17 protein-coding genes are annotated in these 20,989 nt (G+C 65.4%); 9 read left to right on the forward strand and 8 right to left on the reverse strand.

Annotated features, from left to right (window positions below; all coding sequences use genetic code 11):
* Positions 1–187 precede the first annotated feature (187 nt).
* The 8 genes from ABE459_RS18800 (at position 188) to ABE459_RS18835 (ending at position 9,892) form a co-directional block, all read left to right on the forward strand.
* The gene (locus ABE459_RS18800) at positions 188–2,020 is read left to right on the forward strand and encodes an extracellular solute-binding protein (RefSeq protein ID WP_323831901.1); all 1,833 of its coding nucleotides are present in this window, start codon (positions 188–190) and stop codon (positions 2,018–2,020) included.
* Complete coding sequence (locus ABE459_RS18805; protein ID WP_125464849.1) at positions 2,017–3,843, forward strand: extracellular solute-binding protein; 1,827 nt, start codon at positions 2,017–2,019, stop codon at positions 3,841–3,843. Before ABE459_RS18800 ends, ABE459_RS18805 begins: the two co-directional genes overlap by 4 nt.
* Position 3,844: 1 nt before the next feature.
* Positions 3,845–4,918 carry a microcin C ABC transporter permease YejB gene (locus tag ABE459_RS18810; protein WP_110994550.1) on the forward strand — a complete coding sequence of 358 codons (1,074 nt, stop codon included), beginning with the start codon at positions 3,845–3,847 and terminating at the stop codon, positions 4,916–4,918.
* A 1-nt stretch (position 4,919) separates the two neighbouring features.
* On the forward strand, positions 4,920–5,939 hold the full coding sequence (locus ABE459_RS18815) for an ABC transporter permease (RefSeq protein ID WP_125859437.1): 1,020 nt from the start codon (positions 4,920–4,922) through the stop codon (positions 5,937–5,939).
* 1 nt (position 5,940) lies between these two features.
* Positions 5,941–7,551, forward strand: a complete 1,611-nt coding sequence (locus ABE459_RS18820) for an ABC transporter ATP-binding protein (protein ID WP_323831898.1) — start codon at positions 5,941–5,943, stop codon at positions 7,549–7,551.
* A 513-nt stretch (positions 7,552–8,064) separates the two neighbouring features.
* Positions 8,065–8,313, forward strand: a complete 249-nt coding sequence (locus ABE459_RS18825; protein WP_323831896.1) for a hypothetical protein — start codon at positions 8,065–8,067, stop codon at positions 8,311–8,313.
* A gap of 154 nt (positions 8,314–8,467) precedes the next feature.
* Positions 8,468–8,737: a DUF3077 domain-containing protein gene (locus ABE459_RS18830; RefSeq protein ID WP_110995301.1), complete on the forward strand. Its 270-nt coding sequence runs from the start codon at positions 8,468–8,470 to the stop codon at positions 8,735–8,737.
* 687 nt (positions 8,738–9,424) lie between these two features.
* Positions 9,425–9,892, forward strand: coding sequence for a helix-turn-helix domain-containing protein (locus ABE459_RS18835; RefSeq protein WP_323831894.1), 468 nt, complete (start codon positions 9,425–9,427; stop codon positions 9,890–9,892).
* Between the two features lie 102 nt (positions 9,893–9,994).
* Here ABE459_RS18835 and ABE459_RS18840 read toward each other — a convergent pair whose 3' ends face one another.
* On the reverse strand, positions 9,995–10,360 hold the full coding sequence (locus tag ABE459_RS18840; RefSeq protein ID WP_323831892.1) for a hypothetical protein: 366 nt from the start codon (positions 10,358–10,360) through the stop codon (positions 9,995–9,997).
* A complete protein-coding gene (locus ABE459_RS18845) occupies positions 10,357–11,325 on the reverse strand; it encodes a LysR family transcriptional regulator (protein ID WP_323831890.1) in 969 nt (322 codons plus the stop codon). The genes ABE459_RS18840 and ABE459_RS18845 overlap by 4 nt, the downstream gene beginning before the upstream one ends.
* 285 nt (positions 11,326–11,610) lie before the next feature.
* Here ABE459_RS18845 and lysA point away from each other — a divergent pair, with 285 nt between their 5' ends.
* Positions 11,611–12,846 (forward strand): diaminopimelate decarboxylase, encoded by a 1,236-nt coding sequence (lysA, locus tag ABE459_RS18850; RefSeq protein WP_258704799.1) that lies wholly within the window; start codon positions 11,611–11,613, stop codon positions 12,844–12,846.
* A gap of 129 nt (positions 12,847–12,975) precedes the next feature.
* Here lysA and ABE459_RS18855 read toward each other — a convergent pair whose 3' ends face one another.
* From ABE459_RS18855 to kdpF, 6 genes are all read right to left on the reverse strand, one after another.
* Positions 12,976–13,674, reverse strand: coding sequence for a response regulator (locus ABE459_RS18855; protein WP_153786626.1), 699 nt, complete (start codon positions 13,672–13,674; stop codon positions 12,976–12,978).
* A complete protein-coding gene (locus ABE459_RS18860; RefSeq protein ID WP_323831888.1) occupies positions 13,671–16,325 on the reverse strand; it encodes a sensor histidine kinase KdpD in 2,655 nt (884 codons plus the stop codon). Before ABE459_RS18860 ends, ABE459_RS18855 begins: the two co-directional genes overlap by 4 nt.
* A gap of 134 nt (positions 16,326–16,459) precedes the next feature.
* Positions 16,460–17,023 (reverse strand): potassium-transporting ATPase subunit KdpC, encoded by a 564-nt coding sequence (kdpC, locus tag ABE459_RS18865; RefSeq protein ID WP_125859446.1) that lies wholly within the window; start codon positions 17,021–17,023, stop codon positions 16,460–16,462.
* A gap of 13 nt (positions 17,024–17,036) precedes the next feature.
* On the reverse strand, positions 17,037–19,091 hold the full coding sequence (gene kdpB / locus ABE459_RS18870; RefSeq protein ID WP_323831886.1) for a potassium-transporting ATPase subunit KdpB: 2,055 nt from the start codon (positions 19,089–19,091) through the stop codon (positions 17,037–17,039).
* 10 nt (positions 19,092–19,101) lie between these two features.
* Positions 19,102–20,796: a potassium-transporting ATPase subunit KdpA gene (gene kdpA, locus ABE459_RS18875; RefSeq protein ID WP_323831884.1), complete on the reverse strand. Its 1,695-nt coding sequence runs from the start codon at positions 20,794–20,796 to the stop codon at positions 19,102–19,104.
* A 9-nt stretch (positions 20,797–20,805) separates the two neighbouring features.
* Positions 20,806–20,895, reverse strand: a complete 90-nt coding sequence (gene kdpF, locus ABE459_RS18880; RefSeq protein ID WP_033696222.1) for a K(+)-transporting ATPase subunit F — start codon at positions 20,893–20,895, stop codon at positions 20,806–20,808.
* Positions 20,896–20,989: the final 94 nt, after the last annotated feature.

Here is a 20,989-nt window from a genome sequence, read left to right on the forward strand (position 1 = left end):
GGGTTTAACCCTCCCTGTGGGGGCCCCCCCCCGCCCCCCCTCTCACTCTTTGGGGGGGGGGGCGGGGGCGCCCCCCGCGATGCTTTGAAAGCTGAAGCAAAGCCCCGCGCCGTACCCTTTTTCCATTCCAGACAAGCTGTTACTGTACCCCGACCAAAGCCCAACGCCTTCTGGATCGGATGCCGACTTGATACGTCCCCTCCTGCTGTCCCTCAGCCTGGCCTTGAGCTTCCCCGCCGTCGCGATGGTGAGCGAAAGCCACGGATACGCGCAGTTCGGCACGCTCAAGTACCCGGCCACCTTCACCCACTTCGACTGGGTCAATCCGCAAGCCCCTAAAGGCGGTACCTTGCGGGCCATGGCGTTCGGCACCTTCGACACGCTCAACCCCTATACCTTCAAGGGCTCGAGCCCGGTCACCACGCCCAACTTCCTGCAATACGGCATCAGCGAGCTCAACGAGCCACTGATGGTCGGCACCGGCATGTACGACCCCTCCGGCGACGAGCCCACTTCAAGCTATGGCCTGATCGCCCGCAGCGTCGAGTACAGCGAGGACCGCAGCTGGGTGGTGTTCAACCTGCGCCCCGAGGCACGTTTCCACGACGGCACGCCGATCACCTCGGCCGACGTCGCCTTCAGCTACCGCACCCTGCTCAAGGATGGCCACCCGATCTATCGCACCAACCTGCAGGAAGTGCAGCGCGTCGACATCCTCAGCCCCCTGCGCATCCGCTTCGTCTTCAAGCGCGCCGGCAACCCGCTGCTGATCCTGCGCCTGGGCGAGATGCCGGTACTGCCCAAGCATTACTGGCAAACGCGTGATTTCAAGGCCACCACCTTCGAGCCACCGCTGGGCAGCGGCCCGTACCGCATTACCGAAGTGCAGCCTGGCCGGCGCCTGGTGTTCGAGCGGGTGAAGGACTACTGGGGCAAGGACCTGGCAGTCAACCGCGGCAAGTACAACTTCAAGCGCGTCGAATACGAGTTCTACCGCGACGCCACCGTGGCCTTCGAAGCGTTCAAGGCCGGCGAGTTCGACATCTATATCGAGCACCAGGCCAAGAACTGGGCCAACGGCTACAATTTCCCCGCCGTGCGCCGGGGCCAGGTGATCAAGGCGCAGATCCCGCACCAGATCCCCACGCAAACCCAGGGCCTGTTCATGAACAGCCGCCGCGCGACCTTCGCCGACCCCCGGGTACGCCAGGCGCTGGGCCTGATGCTGGACTTCGAGTGGACCAACCGCGCGCTGTTCAGCAGCGCCTACCGCCGCGCCACCAGCTACTACCCCAACAGCGAGTTCGCCGCCAGCGGCCTGCCCACCGGCAAGGAGTGGCTGCTGCTCAAGCCGTTCCGCGACCAACTGCCGGAGAAGCTGTTCACCGAGCCCTATCAGGTCAGCCACACCGATGGCCGTGGCATCAGCCGCCAGACCCTGCGCCAGGCCCTCGATTTGTTCGCCCAGGCCGGCTGGAAGCTCAACGGCCAGCGCCTGGTGGACAGCAAGGGCCAGCAGTTGCGCATGGAGCTGCTGCTGGTGAACCCGAACCTCGAACGTATCCTGCAACCTTATGTCGAAAATCTGGCCAGCATCGGCATCGATGCGCGCTTGCGCACCGTCGACCGCGCCCAGTACAAACAACGGCTCGACCAGTTCGATTTCGACATGATCCTGATGACCCTGAACCAGACCCTGAGCCCCGGCCTCGAACAGTGGCTGTACTTCCATTCAAGCCAGGCCGCGACCAAGGGCAGCAAGAACTATGCTGGCGTGAAGGACCCGGTGGTCGACCACCTGCTCGACACCCTGCTCGCCGCCCGCACCCGCGATGACCAAATCGCCGCCGCCCGGGCCTTGGACCGCGTGCTCTCATGGCAGTACTACATGATCCCCAACTGGTACCTGGACAACCATCGCCTGGCCTACCGCAACCGGCTGGCCTTCGTCACCACGCCGCCCTATACCCTCGGGCTGAACAGCTGGTGGATCAAGAAGACTTCGGAGAAAGCCAAATGACCCCGACCCTGCGCCTGGCCTGCAGCCTGCTGCTGGCCTGCCTCACGCTCCCGGCCATGGCCGCCCCGCAACACGCCCTGACCCTGTATGACGAAGCGCCGAAATACCCGGCCAACTTCAAGCACTTCGACTTCGTCAACCCGAATGCGCCCAAGGGCGGCACGTTCCGCCAGTCCAGCTTCGGCGGCTTCGACAGCCTCAACCCGTTCATCAACAAGGGCGTGCCCGCCGACAACGTCGGCAGCATCTACGACACCCTGATGCGCCAGAGCCTGGACGAACCCTTCACCGAGTACGGCCTGGTGGCCGGCAAGATCGAAAAAGCCCCCGACAACAGCTGGGTGCGCTTCTACCTGCGCCCCGAAGCACGCTTCCACGACGGCCACCCGATGCGCGCCGAGGACGTGGTGTTCACCTTCAACGCCCTGATCAAGGACGGCGCGCCGCTGTACCGCCAGTACTACGGCGACGTCGCCGAGGTGGTTGCCGAAGACCCGCTCAAGGTGCTGTTCAAGTTCAAGCACACCAACAACCGCGAGCTGCCGCTGATCCTCGGCCAACTGCCGGTGCTGCCCAAGCACTGGTACGAAAACCGCGACTTCAACCGCGGCAACCTGGAAATCCCCCTGGGCAGCGGCCCCTACAAGGTCGCCGACGTGAAGGCCGGCCGCTCGATCCGCTACGAGCGCGTCAAGGACTACTGGGCCAAGGACCTGCCGATCAACCGCGGCTTCTACAACTTCGACGTGATGACCTTCGACTCCTACCGCGACAACACCGTCGCCCTCGAAGCGCTCAAGGCCGGCCAGTTCGACTACGGCCTGGAAGTCAGTGCGAAGAACTGGGCCACAGCCTACGACGTGCCCGCCGTGCGTGATGGCCGGCTGATCAAGGAAGAGCTGCCCAACGGCACCCCCGTCGGCATGCAGGGCTTTATCTTCAACCTGCGCAAGCCGGTGTTCCAGGATGTGCGGGTGCGCCAGGCGCTGAGCCTGCTGCTGGACTTCGAGTGGACCAACAAGCAGCTGTTCAACGGCGCTTACCTGCGCACCGGCAGCTATTTCGAGAACTCAGACATGGCCGCCCAGGGCCTGCCCTCCCCGGCCGAACTGAAAATCCTCGAACCGCTGCGCGGCAAAGTCCCCGAACAAGTGTTCAGCGAGGTCTTCCACAACCCCGTCACCGACGGCAGCGGCATGATCCGCGAGCAGCAGCGCCAGGCCTACAAGCTGCTGCAGGAGGCCGGCTGGAAAATCGTCGACGACAAGATGGTCGACAAGGACGGCAAGCCGCTGGTCATTGAGTTCCTGCTGGCCCAGACCCAGTTCGAGCGCATCCTGCTGCCGTTCAAGCGCAACCTCGCCGACCTCGGCATCGAGCTGAACATCCGCCGCGTCGACGTGTCGCAGTACATCAACCGCCTGCGCTCGCGCGACTACGACATGATCGTCGGCGGCTTCTCGCAATCCAATTCGCCCGGCAACGAGCAGCGCGAGTACTGGTCCAGCGCCGCCGCCGACAACCCCGGCAGCCGCAACTTCATCGGCCTGCGCGACCCTGCCATCGACCAGCTGGTGGAGCAGTTGATCAACGCCGATTCGCGCCAGAGCCTGATCGACCACACCCGCGCCCTCGACCGCGTGTTGCTGTGGGGTTACTACGTGATCCCCAACTGGCACATCAAGACCTGGCGCGTGGCCTACTGGAACCACATCGGCCACCCGCAGGTGCCGCCCAAGTACGACATCGGCATCGACACCTGGTGGATCAAGCCAGGCGTCACCCCCGCCGTGACCGACGCCCCTGCGGATGAGGGCAACTGACATGCTGGCCTATATCCTGCGCCGCCTGCTGCTGATCATCCCCACCCTGTTCGGCATCCTGATCATCAACTTCATCATCGTCCAGGCCGCCCCCGGCGGCCCGGTCGAGCAGATGATCGCCAAGCTCGAAGGCTTCGAAGGCGCCACCAGCCGCATCGCCGGCGGCGGCGCCGAAGTGTCGGTGGCCGGCTCCAACTACCGCGGCGCGCAAGGCCTGGACCCGGCCCTGATCGCCGAGATCGAACGCATGTACGGCTTCGACAAGTCCGCCCCCGAACGCCTGTGGATCATGGTCAAGAACTACGCCCAGCTCGACTTCGGCAACAGCTTCTTCCGCGACGCCAAGGTCATCGACCTGATCATCGAGAAGATGCCCGTGTCGATCTCCCTGGGCCTGTGGAGCACGCTGATCATGTACCTGGTGTCGATCCCGCTGGGGATCGCCAAGGCGGTGCGCCACGGCAGCCATTTCGACGTATGGACCAGCTCGGCCATCGTCGTCGGCTACGCCATCCCCGCTTTCCTGTTCGCCATCCTGCTGATCGTGCTGTTCGCCGGCGGCAGCTACTTCGACTGGTTCCCGCTGCGCGGCCTTACCTCCAACAACTTCGACGAGCTGTCCACCACCGGCAAGATCCTGGACTACTTCTGGCACCTGGTGCTGCCCATCACCGCGCTGGTGATCGGCAACTTCGCCACCATGACCCTGCTGACCAAGAACAGCTTCCTCGACGAGATCAACAAGCAGTACGTGGTCACCGCCAAGGCCAAAGGCCTGAGCCGCACCCGCGTGCTGTACGGCCACGTGTTCCGCAACGCCATGCTGCTGGTGATCGCCGGCTTCCCCTCGGCGTTCATCGGCATCTTCTTCACCGGCTCCCTGTTGATCGAGGTGATCTTCAGCCTCGACGGCCTGGGCCTGATGAGCTTCGAAGCGGCCATCAACCGCGACTACCCGGTGGTGTTCGGCACCTTGTTCATCTTCACCCTGCTGGGGCTGTTGGTGAAGCTGATCGGCGACCTCACCTACACCCTGGTCGATCCGCGTATCGACTTCGCCAGCCGGGAGCACTGACATGGCCCTCTCCCCCCTCAATCGTCGGCGCTTCGAGCGTTTCAAGGCCAACCGCCGTGGCTGGTGGTCGCTGTGGATCTTCGTGGTGCTGTTCGGCCTGAGCCTGGGCGCCGAGCTGATCGCCAACGACAAACCGGTGGCGGTGCGCTACGACGGGCAGTGGTACTTCCCGGCCTTCAAGCGCTACCCCGAGACCACCTTCGGCGGCGAGTTCCCGCTGGAGGCCAACTACAAGAGCCCGTACATCCGCGAGCTGCTGGCCAAGAAAGACGCCTTCGTGCTGTGGGCACCGATCCCGTTCAGCTACCAGAGCATCAACTACGACCTGAAGGTGCCCGCCCCTGCGCCGCCCTCGGCCGACAACCTGCTGGGCACCGACGACCAGGGCCGTGACGTGCTGGCCCGGGTGATCTACGGCTTTCGCATCTCGGTGCTGTTCGCCCTGACCCTGACCCTGGCCAGCTCCGTCGTCGGCGTCATCGCCGGCGCCCTGCAGGGTTTCTATGGCGGCTGGGTCGACCTGGCCGGCCAGCGCTTCCTGGAGATCTGGTCCGGCCTGCCGGTGCTGTACCTGCTGATCATCCTCGCCAGCTTCGTGCAGCCCAACTTCTGGTGGCTGCTGGGCATCATGTTGCTGTTCTCGTGGATGAGCCTGGTGGACGTGGTGCGCGCCGAGTTCCTGCGCGGCCGCAACCTCGAGTACGTGCGCGCCGCCCGCGCCTTAGGCATGCGCAACGGCCCGATCATGTACCGGCACATCCTGCCCAACGCCATGATCTCGACCATGACCTTCATGCCGTTCATCCTCACCGGCGCCATCGGCACCCTCACCGCCCTGGACTTCCTCGGCTTCGGCCTGCCCGCCGGTTCCCCGTCGCTGGGCGAGCTGGTGGCCCAGGGCAAGTCCAACCTGCAAGCGCCGTGGCTGGGCATCAGCGCCTTCGCCGTGCTGGCGGTGATGCTGAGCCTGCTGGTGTTCATCGGCGAGTCCGCCCGCGATGCCTTCGACCCAAGGAAATGACATGAGCCAAGACACCCTGATCGAAGTGCGCGACCTGGCCGTGGAGTTCGTTACCGGCGACCAGATCAACCGCGTGGTCGATGGCATCAGCTTCGACATCCGCAAAGGCGAAACCCTGGCCCTGGTGGGCGAGAGCGGCTCGGGCAAGTCCGTCACCGCCCACTCGATCCTGCGCCTGCTGCCCTACCCCCTGGCCCGGCACCCGTCCGGCAGCATCCAGTACGACGGCAAGGACCTGCTGCACCTGGGCGAAAAGCCCATGCAGCGCATCCGCGGCGACCGGATCGCGATGATCTTCCAGGAGCCGATGACCTCGCTGAACCCGCTGCACAGCATCGAAAAGCAGATCAACGAAATCCTCCTGCTGCACAAAGGCCTCACCGGCAAGCAAGCCACCGCCCGCACCTTGGAGCTGCTGGAACTGGTCGGCATCCCCGAGCCGCGCAAGCGCTTGAAGGCCCTGCCCCACGAGCTGTCCGGCGGCCAGCGCCAGCGCGTGATGATCGCCATGGCCCTGGCCAACGAACCCGAACTGCTGATTGCCGACGAGCCCACCACGGCGCTCGACGTGACCGTGCAGCTGAAGATCCTCGACCTGCTCAAGGAGTTGCAGGCGCGCTTAGGGATGGCCTTGCTGCTGATCAGCCACGACCTCAACCTGGTGCGCCGCATCGCCAACCGCGTGTGCGTGATGCAGTGCGGCAAGATCGTCGAGCAAGCCGATTGCGCCACGCTGTTCAGCAAGCCGCAGCACCCGTATACGCAGATGCTGATCAATGCCGAACCCAGTGGCGCGCCGGCAGCGAACGCCGAAGGGGCGCCGTTGCTGGAGGTGAAGGACTTGAAGGTGTGGTTCCCGATCAAGAAGGGGCTGCTGCGCCGCACCGTGGACCATGTGAAGGCCGTGGATGGGGTGAACTTCAGCCTGCCCCAGGGGCAGACCCTGGGCATTGTTGGCGAGAGTGGGTCCGGTAAGTCCACCCTGGGCCTGGCCATCTTGCGGTTGATCTCCAGCCAGGGCGGCATTCGCTTTCACGGACAGAACCTGGAAGGGTTGAACCAGAAGGAAGTGCGGCCGCTGCGCCGGGAAATGCAGGTGGTGTTCCAGGACCCCTTTGGCAGCCTGAGCCCGCGCATGTGCGTGGCGGATATCGTTGGCGAAGGGTTACGGATTCACAAGATCGGCACGCCGGCCGAGCAGGAAGCGGCGATTGTGGCGGCGCTGGAGGAAGTGGGGCTGGATCCGCGGACGCGGCATCGGTATCCCCATGAGTTTTCCGGCGGGCAGCGGCAGCGGATTGCGATTGCTCGGGCGTTGGTGTTGAAGCCGGCTTTGATTCTGTTGGATGAGCCAACCTCGGCGCTGGACCGGACGGTGCAGCGGCAGGTGGTGGAATTACTTCGGAAGTTGCAGGTTAAGTACAACCTGACGTACCTGTTTATTAGCCATGATCTGGCGGTGGTGAAAGCGTTGAGCCATCAGTTGATGGTGATCAAACATGGGCAGGTGGTGGAGCAAGGGGATGCGCGGGCGATCTTCAATGAGCCCAAGCATGGGTATACGCGGCAGTTGTTAGAAGCGGCGTTTTTGGGCACAACATCGATTGCCTGAAACTGGCCCCTTTCAGGGGCCACGGTCTTGCTCAACATCCAAATAGCTCGCGCGATCCCTGTGGGAGCGGCTTTACCCGCGAACACCGGCGTAGCCGGTGCCAGTCACCGAGTCGCTTGTTTCGCGGCTAAAGCCGCTCCCACAGGAATCGCATTTACCGGCCTGGCCAATATCAATGCAGTATCTGCAACTGCTGACTTTAGCTACCCGCTACGAAGAATCAGATTAAAGCCCTTACTTGTAGTCCATTTCCCAAACATACTCCTGCCGCCTTTTTTCCGTTGCGGTCGCTTTGGCAGCCCCCTAGTCTCGGCGAGTCGCTGAGTTCAGCGATCGACTTTGACAGGTCGCGACGGTATTAAGCCTACGGCTGGCCTTCATGGCGGCTGTACGTGCGGGCACGCTTGCGTGCGCCGGAACTTTGCTTATTCCGCCGGTCTGTCAACCCACGTACAGCTGCCACCCTTCTGTTTGACAGCAGTCAGGTGACCGCCCTTTTAAAGGAATAAGGTCATGTTGGAGATCGTCCCCGATCCACCCCACAACCATCACTCCCTCGAAGACACCCTCATCCAGGCCACGGAGTACGCCCTGTGCGCTCAGGCTGTGGCGCATCAGGCCATTTCGGTCCAGCAGCCCAAGTCGCACGCGTCGATTCTGATCATGGCGTTGATGCATGAGATCGAGGCGCTGCGGGTGCTGCTCGAGTCGGCGTTGATTCAGGTGCAGATGCCGCAGCTGGAGCGCCGGGCGTTCCACTAGGCCGGTAGGCGTGTTTTGCCTGGGCCGCCCTCATCGCCGGCAAGCCGGCTCCCACAGGGATTGGCTTTGCCCTAGCACCGGTGCCGTAACTGTGGCGTTGGGTTGCCAGCGATAGGGTCTGTCCGGGCATCGATCATTTCAGGGAGAGTGAGCAATGAACACAGACGACACCACGCCCCGCACCACTGCGGGCAAAACCAAGTTCTACCAAGGCGAAGGGATGACCGCCCCGCTGTTCTGCATCGAGCCCGGCATCCCCTGCCAACATGCGCGGGACCAAGCCTCGGAGCTGATGGGCTGCGTGCGGGACCTGACCATTACCGGGATCATGGAAGAGAAGCCGCAACTGCTCTGGGCGTCGTATTACCTGAGCGCGCTGGCCAAGGCGCTGATGGATGATGCGGAGTTGGGGATGAAGCACTGAGGGGTGGATTGCCTGGACTGGTTTCCATATCGGTTTAGGCCGCAGCACTCCTGTGAGACAGGCACAGCGCCATCCGCGCGCACCGCGATACCGCGTCATGCCAACAAGGCGGACAGCGGTGACCTCACAGGAATGACTGGCCCGAAACAGATGTGGGAGCTGGCTTGCCAGCGATGCGCCGCGCGGGCGGCGCTCGATCTTGAGAGCGCTGCAAAATTCCCGGCGAGCACCTGGTGGCCCTCACCCAAATCCCCTGACATGCACATGGCGGCCATTACCGAATGCTGACTCAACAAAACCAGCGGTGTAATCCCCAGGCGCCTGCCTTGGGGTCGCATGTGGGCCACTAGGTGCTTGGCGACAGGTTTGCAGCGCCTATGAAATCGAGCGCCGCCCGCGCGGCGCATCGCTGGCAAGCCAGCTCCCACATCTGTTTCGGGCCAGTCACTCCTGTGATTGCATCGCTGTCCGCCTTGTTGGCATGACGCGGTATCACAGTGCGCGCGGATGCCGCTGCGCCTGGCTTGTGTCATGCGACATAGCAAAGCATGCCGGTTTCCACAGGTACATCTGGTTGCCATGGAGGGCCGTTTCGTTTATTGCGATTTCGAATATTTCGAATATAAAGCAATCTCAGGCTGCCGCACTGTCACGGCACCTTCCCCCGATAGCGCCCTGGAGATGCCCATGACCACCACCGACCTCTCACGTAACGTGCTTCCCGATGACAACGAGATTGCCGTAGCCGTCGAATCAAGCCGCACGCTCGCCGCCTTTCTCTCGACCGCAGCGCACACCCAACGGATCGAGCTGCTCAATGACGCGAATCAGCGCCAGGTCGTGGAGGTTCCCACCTTTGCCCTGCGCCTGTTTGGCGAAATCCTCAGCGAACTGGCACTGGGCAACGCCGTCAAGGTCGTGCCGATCCACGCCGAGCTGACCACTCAGGAAGCAGCCGACCTGCTCAATGTTTCCCGCCCGCATCTGGTAAAGCTGCTGGACGAAGGGTTGATGCCACACACCAAGACAGGCCGTCACCGCCGGGTCAAATTCGCGGATTTAGTGGTCTACAAAAACAAACGTGATGCAATCAGCCGTGCCGCGATGGACGAGCTGGCGGCCCAGGCACAGGACTTAAGGATGGGCTACGAATGAAGCACTCCTCCTTCACAGCCCTTTAAGACGCCAACGTTCTTTATCCCGCCTTGCACCCTGCACGAAAAACCCGTTACTCACGCCCATGCCTCGATGGCGTCTCTACTTGAGGGGCCAGCGAGCCAGCCCTTCCTCTCCATAAGCCTGGATGTCCGGGTCGGCACTGCTCGCCATATGTTCAAGCACCGCACGGGATTCCGGGGTGCCGATCCGTGCCAGCGCATACGCGCACTTGCGCTGGAACTCCTGCAGGTTGCCCCAGCGCACCAAGCTGGCGAACGGAATGTTCACCGCCTGCGCAATGGCAGGGACGGCTGCCGCATCGCCGAGCAGACCGAGTTCGAACACGATATCTTCGTGTCGCTCATGGGTTTCCTCCAGCAATAACCGGGTGAGGGTCGACACAGAATCTGGAAGGGGTTCGAGATCCCCCAGGGATTTTGCCGTCGTGGGCTGCGATCCGTTCATTGCGCTTCCTTGTGGATGGACAAAGCTGCCCCGGATTCTATCGCCACTTGAGCGCTGCTACCGCCCAGCGCCGCTGTCATTTCCCGCGCCTGCTCACGCAAAGCCTGGCAAAACGGCTCGACAACCGCCGACGTCGGCCGATGTTCCGGCTGGATCAGCATCACCCGATACGGCACCGAGATACTCAACCGCCGAATCGCCAACCCACCCTGCCCCGCTTCCAGCCCACTCAAAGGGTTGATGATCGCCACCCCCAAACCCTGCCGAACCATCGCGCACACCGAGGCCGCGCTGGTGGTCTCGATCACCGTGCGGCGGTTCACCCCGGCAGCGCGAAAGTGCTGGTCGAGTTGCTGGCGGTAGGTGTCGAGGCTGGCCAGGTTGATGAAGTCGACCTCGTCGAAATCGCTCAGCTCGAGAACGGCTTTAGCCTGCAGCGGGTGCCCCTGAGGCAGCACGCAGACCATATCAGCGCTGAACAGCAGCTCGCCCACCGCGCCCCGGGGCACCTGCTCGACCTCAGTCAGGCCGAGGTCGTGCTGCTGGGCGACCAGCGATTCCTCCAACAGCGGCGACTCCTGGGCGGTGATGCTCACGCTCACGCCCCGGTGTTGCTGATGGAAGCGCTGGCAGGCCCTGGGCAGCAGGGTTTGCGAGAACAGCGGCAGGCAGGTAATGGCCAGCCGGCCTTGCTCGAAGTTGCGGATGGCCTGGGCAAAGCGGTCGATGCGTTCCAGGCCGACGAAGGCGCGCTCGACCTCGTCGATCAGCAGCAGGGCCTGGGCGGTGGGCGCCAGGCGCCCGCCTTCGCGGTCGAACAGATTCAGGCCGGTGACCTGCTCCATGCGCGCCAGTTCACGGCTGACGGTGGGCTGCGAAGTGAACAGCAGGCGGGCGGCGCCGGTGACGCTGCCGGCGGCCATGATGGCGCGGAACACTTCGATATGGCGGATGGAGAGTTTCATGGGGGTACACAGCCTGAGGTATGGACGCGGTGTCGTGAGAGCGGCTCGTGGGAGCGGTGTCGTGGGAGCGGTGTCGTGGGAGCGGGCTTGCCCCGCGATGCAAGCAACGCGGTGCATGGCACCGGCCATGCCGGTGATCGCGGGGCAAGCCCGCTCCCACGCACATGCACACGCACATGCACATGCACATGCATATCAAATATGAATAGACTGAATAAAAATAGCTATTTTTGTGAATCAATCAACTCATTCAAGATCGGTGCATCCATTACAAGGAACACCACCATGAGCACCCCTTCCACCCTCCTGGCCGACGCCGTCCGCCAACACGGCTCGCCCCTGTGGGCCTACGACGCGCAAACCATCGGCCAGCGCATCGACCAGCTGCTGCAGCACTTCGATACCGTCCGCTTCGCGCAAAAGGCCAACCCCAACCTGCACGTGCTGCGCCTGATCCGCGAACGCGGCCTGGTGCTCGATGCGGTCTCGCTGGGCGAAATGGAACGTGCCTTCGCCGCGGGCGCGCAGGTAACCGGCGAGCCGGCCGGCGTGGTACTGACCTGCGACGTGCTGGACCAACCGACCCTGGCACGGGTGGTCGAGACCGGTATCGAAGTGAACGCCGGTTCCATCGACATGCTCCGCCAACTGGGCGAACGCTCCCCCGGGCACCGGGTGTGGCTGCGCATCAACCCAGGGTTCGGCCACGGCCACAGCCGCAAGACCAACACCGGCGGTGAAAACAGCAAGCACGGTATCTGGCACGAGCAACTGCCCGAGGCGCTGGCCTGCGTGAAACAGCACGGCCTGCACCTGGTGGGCGTGCACATGCACATCGGCTCGGGGGTGGATTACCAGCACCTGGAGCAAGTGGCCGGGGCCATGGTCGGGCTGATCGGCCAACTGGGCATGGACATCGAAGCCTTCTCCATCGGCGGCGGGCTGTCCACGCCCTATCGCCAGGACGACCAGCCGGTGGACCTGCAGTGCTATGCCCGCACCTGGGCAGTGGCGCGGGCAGAGATCGAAGCGATGCTCGGCCACCCCGTGCGCATGGAGATCGAACCGGGGCGCTTCCTGGTGGCGGAGTCTGGCTACCTGGTGGCCGAGGTGCGCGCCGTCAAGCAGATGGGCAACAACCACTACATCCTGGTGGACGCCGGCTTCAACGACCTGATGCGCCCGGCGATGTATGGCGCCTATCACCGCATGAGCCTGTTCGATGCCGTGGGGCGCCCGGTAAACCGACCGCTGCAACCGACCGTGGTGGCCGGGCCGCTGTGCGAGTCTGGGGATGTGTTTACTCAGGACGATCAGGAGCTGACGCCCCAGGTACTGCCGCAAGCCAAGGTAGGTGACCTGCTGGTGATTCACGATGCCGGGGCCTACGGCGCGTCCATGTCGTCGAACTACAACAGCCGGCCGCTGTTGCCGGAGTTTCTGATCGAACAGGGTCAGCTGCGCATGATCCGCCGGCGGCAGACTGTGCAGGAGTTGCTGGCGTTGGAACTGAGTGTCTAACACTCAGTAATGCGATACGCGCTGATGTGAACATCGTGGGAGCGGGCTTGCCCCGCGATCACCGGCAAAGCCGGTGCCATCAAGCCCCGCGCATTCATCGCGGGGCAAGCCCGCTCCCACGTGTCCTCGCTACAGTTGCGCTGGTGCGACCAACCGATACCCCACCCCCGCCTCGGTAATGATGAACCGTGGCGCCGTGGGGTCATCCCCCAGCTTCTGGCGCAGATGCCCCACCACGATCCGCAGGTAATGGGTGTCATCGGTATGGGTCGGCCCCCAGATGTCCTTGAGCAACTGCTGCTGGGTAATCACCCGCCCCGGGTGCCCGGCCAACTGCGCCAGCAACGCGTACTCCTTGCGCGTCAGCGCCACCTCCAGCCCCTCCAGCGTCACCTTGCGAAAGGCAAAATCCACCACCAGCGGCCCAAAGCTGGCCGTCGAGGTTGCACTGCCCACCTGCGGCGCCTGGCGCAGCAACGCGCGCACCCGGGCGAGGAATTCCTGAATGCCGAACGGCTTGGTCACATAGTCGTTGGCACCGCCATCCAGCGCATCGACCTTCTGCACTTCACTGGCGCGCACCGACAGCACCATCACCGGCACCGTGCTCCATTCGCGCAACTCGCGCAGCACTTGCTGGCCGTCCATGTCCGGCAGGCCGAGGTCGAGCACCACCAGGTCTGGCTTGCTCAAGGCGGCCTGGGCCAGGCCTTCACTGCCGGTACCGGCTTCGATCACCTTGTAGCCCTGGGACGCCAGGCTGATGCGCAGGAACTTGCGGATCTGCGGTTCGTCGTCGATCACCAGCAGGGTGGCGGCTTGGCTCATGGGGCTTCACTTTCGCTATCGGGTTGGGTGGGCAGCGGCAAGCATAGTGTGATGCAGGTGCCGTGGCCATCGAGGCCCTCGCCCACCAGAATGCGCCCGCCGTGGGCGCCGATCATGCCCTGGCAGATCGCCAGGCCCAGCCCGGTGCCCTGCCCGCCGCGGTCGCCGCGGGCGGCGGTGTAGAACATGTCGAAGATCTTTTCGCGCTCGTCCTCGGGGATGCCGGGGCCCTGGTCGCTGACGGCGAAGCACAGTTGCTCGTTCTGCACCTTCACCTGCAAGTCGAGCCGCCCTTGTGGCGGCGAGAAGCGCGCGGCGTTTTCCAGCACGTTCACCAGCGCCTGCTCGATCAGCGCGGCATGCACGAACAGCAGCGGCAGCTCGCCGGGCACATCGGTGTGCACGCGCAGCGGCGCCAGCACCACGCGCAGGCGGTTGAGGGCGCTGCCGACGATATCGGCGGGGGCCACCCAGTCGCGGGCGAGCTTGAGGCTGCCGTGGCCGAGGCGGGTCATGTCCAGCAGGTTCTGGATGTAGCGGTCCAGGCGCTCGGCTTCGTCGCGGGTGCCTTCGAGCAACTCGCGGCGGTCGTCCGGGGGGATGGCGTCGCCCAGCGCCAGCAGGCTGTCGATGCTGCCGCGCATCGACGTGAGCGGGGTACGCAGGTCGTGGGACACCGAGGCGAGCAAGGCGCTGCGCAGTTGCTCGGTTTCGCCGTGCAGGCGCGCGGCCTCCAGTTGCTCGCCCAGGCGGGCGCGGGCCAGGGCCTGGGCCAAGGGCTGCGCCAGGGCCATCAACTGGCGGCGGCGCTGGGCAGCCATGGGCTCGCCATTGCGCGGGCGCACACCCAGCAGCGCCAGGGGTTGCTCCTCCACCGCCAGCGGCCACCACCACCAGCGGCCGTGGGGCAAGGTATCGCTACCGAAGCCTGCGGCCTGGCCGTGTTGCCAGGCCCATTCGGCGGCGGCGCGTTCGTTGTCGGTGAAGGCCGGGGCATCGCCGCTGGCGACTTGCAGCAGGCCGTCGGCGCTGCGTTCGAGCAGACACACCTGCACGTCCTGCCAGCCGTTCAGGTGCTGACCGGCGGCGCTGAACACAGCCTGGCGATCGGTGGCCACGGTCAACCGGCGCGACAGGTCGAGCAACTGGTTGGTCTGCGCCTGGGTTTCGCGCAGGGCCTGCAACTGGCGGCGCTGGCGGGCGGCGAGGTTGCCGGTGAGCGCCGCCATCAACAGGAAGAACACCAGGGTCAGGACGTCTTCTTCGCGCTGGATGCTGAACGAGAAGTTCGGCGGGATGAACAGGAAGTCATAGGCGAGGAACGACAGCACCGCGCAGGCCAACGCCGGGCCGAGGCTGCTGCGCACCGCCACCAGCAGCACGGCGGCGAGGAACACCAGCGAGATATTGGGCAGCGCCAGCACGCTGGACACCGCCCACGACAGGCCGGCGGCCAGCACCGTGGCCAGCAGCGCCAGCAGGTAGTGGCGCCACACCCACACGCGCTTGGCCGCCGCGCTGGCCGGTTGTGGCTGGGCGTCGCGGTCGAGCACGTTGATTTCCAGGCCATGGCTTTCGCGCAGCAGGCGCGCCGCCACGCCGGCACCGAAGAAGCGGCGGCGCAGCAGGTCGCGGGACTGGCCCACCAGCACCAGGCTGGCGCGGCGTTCGGCAGCGTGCTGGATCAGCGTGCGGGCCACCTCCCCTGCCCTGAGCAGCACCACTTCACCGCCCAGCCGTTCGGCCAGTTGCTGGGCGGCCTGCAGACGATGGCGGGCGGTTTCGTCGCGCAGGCGGCCATTGTCGACGTGGACCACGCTCCACGGCAAATGGCGGCGTTGCGCAACGCGGCTGGCATGGCGCACCAGGCGTTCGGCCTGGTCGTCGCCGTCGATGCCGACCAGCAGCCGGCCGCGCAGGGCCGGCGCTTCCTGGCCGCGCTGGCGGTAGCCGCTGGCCAGGTCCGCATCCACCTGGGCGGCGGCGGTCTGCATCGCCAGCTCGCGCAGGGCGGTGAGGTTGGTCTGGGAGAAATAGGCGTCGATGGCGGCGCGGGCCTGCTCGGGCACATAGACCTTGCCCTCGCGCAGACGCTCCAGCAGCTCGCGCGGCGGCAGGTCGATCAGCACCAGTTCGAAGGCTTCCTGCAGCACCCAGTCGGGCAGGGTTTCGCGCACCTGCACGCCAGTGATGTCGCGAACCTTGTCGTTGAGGCTTTCCAGGTGCTGGACGTTGACTGTGGTGTACACGTCGATGCCGGCGGCAAGCAGCTCCTGCACGTCCTGCCAGCGCTTGGCGTGGCGGCTGCCGGGGGCGTTGCTGTGGGCCAGCTCGTCGACCAGTACCAGCGGGGGCTTGGCCTTGAGCAGGCCGTCTAGGTCCATTTCTTCGAGCAGCACGCCACGGTATTCGCTGCGCAGCAACGGTTGCTGCAGCAGGCCGCCGAGCAGGGCCTCGGTTTCGGCGCGGCCATGGGTTTCGACCACCCCGGCCACCACCTGCACACCCTGGCGCTGCTGGGCGTGGGCGGCCTGGAGCATGGCGAAGGTCTTGCCGACCCCGGGCGCGGCGCCGAGGAATACCTTGAGCCTGCCCCGGCCTTCGCGGGGCAGGCCGGCCAACAGCGCGTCGGCGCGGGTGGGGTTGCTCATGTTCGATCCTTCACAAATTGCGAATGTGGGCCTGCTGCGCAGGCCTTCGCGGGTAAACCCGCTCCCACAGGGGAGGCGGCGCTATCCCTGTGGGAGCGGGTTTACCCGCGAAGGGCCGCAAAGCGGCCCCTTTGTCAGTGCTGGTTAACAGGTGCCAAACGCTCAAGCGCCTGGTTCAGCGCCAGCACATTGACCACCGGCGGCCCGACCAATGGGCGAAGGGTGGCGTCATTCACCAGCACTTGCAAGCGCTCCACCGGCACCTGCCGCGCCGCCGCCACACGCGCCAGCTGGTAGGCGATGGCTTGCGGCGGCAGGTGCGGGTCCAGGCCGCTGCCGGAGGTGGTCAGCAGCGCCAAGGGCACCGGCCCTTGCTGCGCCTGGTATTGCGCGGCGGCCTCGCCCTTGACCCGCTCGGCCAGTGCCGGGTTGCTCGGCGACAGGTTGCTCGCGCTGCTGGCCACGGTGGCATACGCCCCAGCCGAGGGCCGCGACTGGAACCAGCCATCGCCCTTGAACTCCTGGGCGATCAGCGCCGAGCCGCGCACTTCACCTTTGTCATCGCGCACCAGGCTGCCATTGGCCTGGTCGGGGAACGCCACCTGGGCAATCCCGGTCACCGCCAGCGGGTACAAGGCACCGGTGACCACGGTCATCAGCAGGATCAGGCTCAAGGCCGGGCGTACATAAGCAGTCATGTCAGTCTCTCCTTCAAACCAGGTGCAGGGCGTTGAGCAGCAGGTCGATCAGCTTGATCCCGGCGAACGGCACGAGGATCCCGCCCAGGCCATAGATCAGTAGGTTGCGCCGCAGCAGGTGAGCGGCGCTGGCGGCCTGCACCCGCACCCCGCGCAGGGCCAGGGGGATCAGCACGATGATGATCAGCGCGTTGAACACGATGGCCGAGAGGATCGCGCTCTGCGGGCTGGCCAGCTGCATCAGGTTGAGCACGCCCAGTTGCGGGTAGATGGCGGCGAACAGCGCCGGCAGGATGGCGAAGTACTTGGCCACGTCGTTGGCAATGGAAAAGGTGGTCAGCGCGCCACGGGTGACCAGCAGCTCCTTGCCCACCTGCACCACGTCCAGCAGCTTGGTCGGGTCGCTGTCGAGGTCGACCATGTTGGCGGCCTCGCGGGCGGCCTGGGTGCCGTCGTTCATGGCCATGCCCACATCAGCCTGGGCCAGGGCTGGCGCGTCGTTGGCGCCGTCGCCGCACATCGCCACCAGGCGGCCGTCGTTCTGCTCCTGGCGGATGCGCGCCAGCTTCTTCTCCGGGGTGGCTTCGGCGAGCACGTCATCCACGCCGGCCTCGGCGGCAATGGCCGCGGCGGTCAGCGGGTTGTCGCCGGTGACCATCACGGTACGGATACCCAGCTTGCGCAGCTCGGCGAAGCGCTCACGGATGCCGGGCTTGACCACGTCCTTGAGGTGGATCACGCCGAGCAGGCGCTTGTCGACGCACACCAGCAGCGGTGTGCCGCCGCTCTGGGCAATACGCTCCACTTCACGGGCCAGGGGCACCGGCATTTCCAGGCGTTGCATGCCGACGAAGGCCAGCACCGCATCGACGGCGCCCTTGCGGTAGCGGTGCTGCTGGAAGTCGATGCCCGACAGGCGCGTCTCGGCGCTGAAGGCGATGGCCTGGTACTGGCTGCTCGAGGGTTCATCGAAGTCATGCAACTGGCGCAGGTACTCGACGATGGACTTGCCTTCGGCGGTGTCGTCGGCCAGCGAGGCGAGCAAGGCGCCCTCCCCCAGTTCTTTGGCGGTCACGCCCGAGGCGGCATGCAGGGCACTGCAGCGACGGTTGCCGAAGGTGATGGTGCCGGTCTTGTCGAGCATCAGCGTGTGCACGTCGCCGGCCGCCTCTACAGCGCGGCCGGAGCGGGCGATCACGTTCAGGCGCACCAGGCGGTCCATGCCGGCGATGCCGATGGCCGACAGCAGGCCACCGATGGTGGTGGGGATCAGCGTCACCAGCAAGGCGGCGAGGAAGATCAGCGGCAGGCTGCCGCCGGCGAAGCGGGCGAACGGCTGCAGGGTCACCACCACGATCAGGAAGATCAGGGTGAGGCCGATCAGCAGGATGTCCAGGGCGATCTCGTTGGGGGTTTTCTGGCGCTTGGCGCCTTCGACCAGGGCGATCATGCGGTCCAGGGTCGATTCGCCGGGGTTGCTGGAGATGCGGATCAGCAGCCAGTCGGAGACCAGCCGGGTGTTGCCGGTGACGGCCGAGCGGTCGCCGCCGGACTCGCGGATCACCGGCGCGGACTCGCCGGTGATGGCGGCCTCGTTGACCGCGGCGATGCCTTCGAGCACCTCGCCATCACCGGGGATCATCTCGCCGGCCACCACGCGCACCACATCGTCCTTGCGCAGCTGGCTGGCGGCGACGGTCTCAAAGCTGCCGTCGCTCTTGCGCCGCTGCGCGGTCAGGCCCTGGCTGCCGGCCTTGAGGCTGTCGGCGCGGGCCTTGCCGCGGCCCTCGGCGAGGGCTTCGGCAAAGTTGGCGAACAGCACGGTGAACCACAGCCACACGCTGATCTGCACCGCCACGCCGGTGCTCACGCCGCTTTCGGGGGTGAAGCACAGCACCGTGGTGAGCAGCGCAGTGAGGGCCACCACCAGCATCACCGGCGAGCGTTTGAGCTGGCGCGGGTCGAGCTTGACGAAGGCCTGCAGCAGCGCCGGGCGCCACAGCGCGGCGAAGCGGGTCTGGTCCTTGGCGCTGCGTCGCGCCTTCACGTCAGGAATGGGCATGTTCATCAATGATTCCTCAGAAACCCAGGCTCAGGTGTTCGGCGATCGGCCCCAGGGCCAAGGTCGGCAGGAAGGTCAGGCCACCGACCAGCAGGATGGTCACCAGCAGCAGCGTGGTGAACAGCGGGCCGTGGGTGGGGAAGCTGTTCAGCCCCTGCGGTGCGCTCTTCTTCGCCGCCAGGCTGCCGGCCAGGGCCAGCACCGGCAGGATGTAGCCGAAGCGGCCGATCAGCATGGCCAGGGCGATCATCACGTTGTGGTAGGGGGTGTTGGCGCCGAAACCGGCGAAGGCCGAGCCGTTGTTGGCGGTGCCGGAGGTGTAGGCGTAAAGCAACTGGCTGAAGCCGTGGGCACCGGGGTTGCTCACCGCGCCGGCCGGGCCTGGCAGGCTGGCGGCGATGGCGCCGAGCACCAGCACGCCGACCGGCATCACCAGCAGGGTCGCCACCAGCAGTTGCACTTCACGGGCCTGCAGCTTCTTGCCCAGGTACTCCGGGGTGCGGCCGATCATCAGGCCGGCCAAAAACACCGCGATCAGCACGAACAGCAGCATGCCGTACAGGCCTGCGCCGACGCCGCCGAAGATCACCTCGCCGACCATCATGTTGACCATCGCCACCATGCCGGTCAGCGGGTTGAGGCTGTCGTGCATGGCGTTGACCGAGCCGTTGGAGGCGGCGGTGGTAGTGACCGTCCACAGCACCGAACCGGTGGTGCCGAAGCGGCTCTCCTTGCCTTCCAGCGGTGCGCTCTGTTGCACCTGGGCACTCTCCAAGGCCGGGTTGGGCTGGTGCTCGGACCACAGCGCGGTGCTACCGCCGATCAGGAACAGCGCCAGCATGCAGGCGATGATCGCGCGGCTTTGGCGCAAGTCCTTGACGTAGTGGCCGAAGGTGAACACCAGCGCCACCGGGATCAGGATGATCGAGGCCACCTCGAACAGGTTGCTCCAGGCCGTGGGGTTCTCGAACGGGTGCGCCGAGTTGACGCCGAAGAAGCCGCCGCCGTTGGTGCCCAGTTGCTTGATGGCGATCTGGCTGGCGGCCGGGCCGAGCGGGATGGTCTGGTCGACCCCCTGCAACGTGACGGCGTGGGCGTAGTCGGCAAAAGTCTGCGGCACGCCCTGCCACACCAGCAGCAGCGCCAGCACGATGCACAGCGGCAGCAGGCCGTAGAGGGTGGCGCGGGTCAGGTCGACCCAGAAGTTGCCCAGGGTGGTGGTCGAGCGCCGGGCGATACCACGGCACAGGGCGACCAGCACGGCCAGGCCGGTGGCGGCGCTGACGAAGTTCTGCACGGTCAGGCCGAGCATCTGGCTCAGGTAGCTGACCGAGGCCTCACCGCTGTAGGACTGCCAGTTGGTGTTGGTCATGAAGCTGACCGCTGTGTTGAACGCCAATGACCACTCCTGGCCCGGCAGGTGCTGCGGGTTGAGCGGCAGGCTGCCTTGCAGCAACAGGACGGCGAACAGCAGCCCGAAGCCGGCCAGGTTGAAGGCCAGCAGGGCCAGGGTGTACTGCTTCCAGTTGTGCTCTTGGCCGGCGTTGACCCCAGCCAGGCGATAGCAGCCCCGCTCCACCGGGCCGAGCACCGGCGTGAGCCAGGTGCGCTGGCCTTCCATCACCTTGAAGTAGAAACGCCCAAGCCAGGGTGCCGGTAACAGCACGATGGCGAAGAACGCCAGCAGTAGCAGGTAATCGTAACTGTGCATGGCCGCCCCTTAGCTGCGATCGGCGCGCAGCAGCGCCACCAGCAGGTAAACCGCCAACGCCACTGCCAACAGCAGTGACAGCCCATCGAGCATGTACATGAGCCCATCTCCCTTGATGCGGCATGAGGGCCGCTTTGGGGAAATTGTCCGAGGGAGGGGCGTAAAGGGGCGAGATGGGGGGTGGGGTCAGGGC

Origin of the sequence: Pseudomonas sp. TWI923 (assembly GCF_039673365.1) — a bacterium.
Taxonomy (GTDB): Bacteria; Pseudomonadota; Gammaproteobacteria; order Pseudomonadales; family Pseudomonadaceae; genus Aquipseudomonas; species Aquipseudomonas sichuanensis.

Excerpts from the sequence above, each read along its gene's own strand:
- ABE459_RS18805 (WP_125464849.1), top strand. The coding sequence starts at position 2,017 with ATGACCCCGACCCTGCGCCTGGCCTGCAGCCTGCTGCTGGCCTGCCTC.
- ABE459_RS18810 (WP_110994550.1), top strand. The coding sequence starts at position 3,845 with ATGCTGGCCTATATCCTGCGCCGCCTGCTGCTGATCATCCCCACCCTG.
- ABE459_RS18815 (WP_125859437.1), top strand. The coding sequence starts at position 4,920 with ATGGCCCTCTCCCCCCTCAATCGTCGGCGCTTCGAGCGTTTCAAGGCC.
- ABE459_RS18820 (WP_323831898.1), top strand. The coding sequence starts at position 5,941 with ATGAGCCAAGACACCCTGATCGAAGTGCGCGACCTGGCCGTGGAGTTC.
- ABE459_RS18825 (WP_323831896.1), top strand. The coding sequence starts at position 8,065 with ATGTTGGAGATCGTCCCCGATCCACCCCACAACCATCACTCCCTCGAA.
- ABE459_RS18830 (WP_110995301.1), top strand. The coding sequence starts at position 8,468 with ATGAACACAGACGACACCACGCCCCGCACCACTGCGGGCAAAACCAAG.
- ABE459_RS18835 (WP_323831894.1), top strand. The coding sequence starts at position 9,425 with ATGACCACCACCGACCTCTCACGTAACGTGCTTCCCGATGACAACGAG.
- ABE459_RS18840 (WP_323831892.1), bottom strand. The coding sequence starts at position 10,360 with ATGAACGGATCGCAGCCCACGACGGCAAAATCCCTGGGGGATCTCGAA.
- ABE459_RS18845 (WP_323831890.1), bottom strand. The coding sequence starts at position 11,325 with ATGAAACTCTCCATCCGCCATATCGAAGTGTTCCGCGCCATCATGGCC.
- lysA (WP_258704799.1), top strand. The coding sequence starts at position 11,611 with ATGAGCACCCCTTCCACCCTCCTGGCCGACGCCGTCCGCCAACACGGC.
- ABE459_RS18855 (WP_153786626.1), bottom strand. The coding sequence starts at position 13,674 with ATGAGCCAAGCCGCCACCCTGCTGGTGATCGACGACGAACCGCAGATC.
- ABE459_RS18860 (WP_323831888.1), bottom strand. The coding sequence starts at position 16,325 with ATGAGCAACCCCACCCGCGCCGACGCGCTGTTGGCCGGCCTGCCCCGC.
- kdpC (WP_125859446.1), bottom strand. The coding sequence starts at position 17,023 with ATGACTGCTTATGTACGCCCGGCCTTGAGCCTGATCCTGCTGATGACC.
- kdpB (WP_323831886.1), bottom strand. The coding sequence starts at position 19,091 with ATGAACATGCCCATTCCTGACGTGAAGGCGCGACGCAGCGCCAAGGAC.
- kdpA (WP_323831884.1), bottom strand. The coding sequence starts at position 20,796 with ATGCACAGTTACGATTACCTGCTACTGCTGGCGTTCTTCGCCATCGTG.
- kdpF (WP_033696222.1), bottom strand. The coding sequence starts at position 20,895 with ATGTACATGCTCGATGGGCTGTCACTGCTGTTGGCAGTGGCGTTGGCG.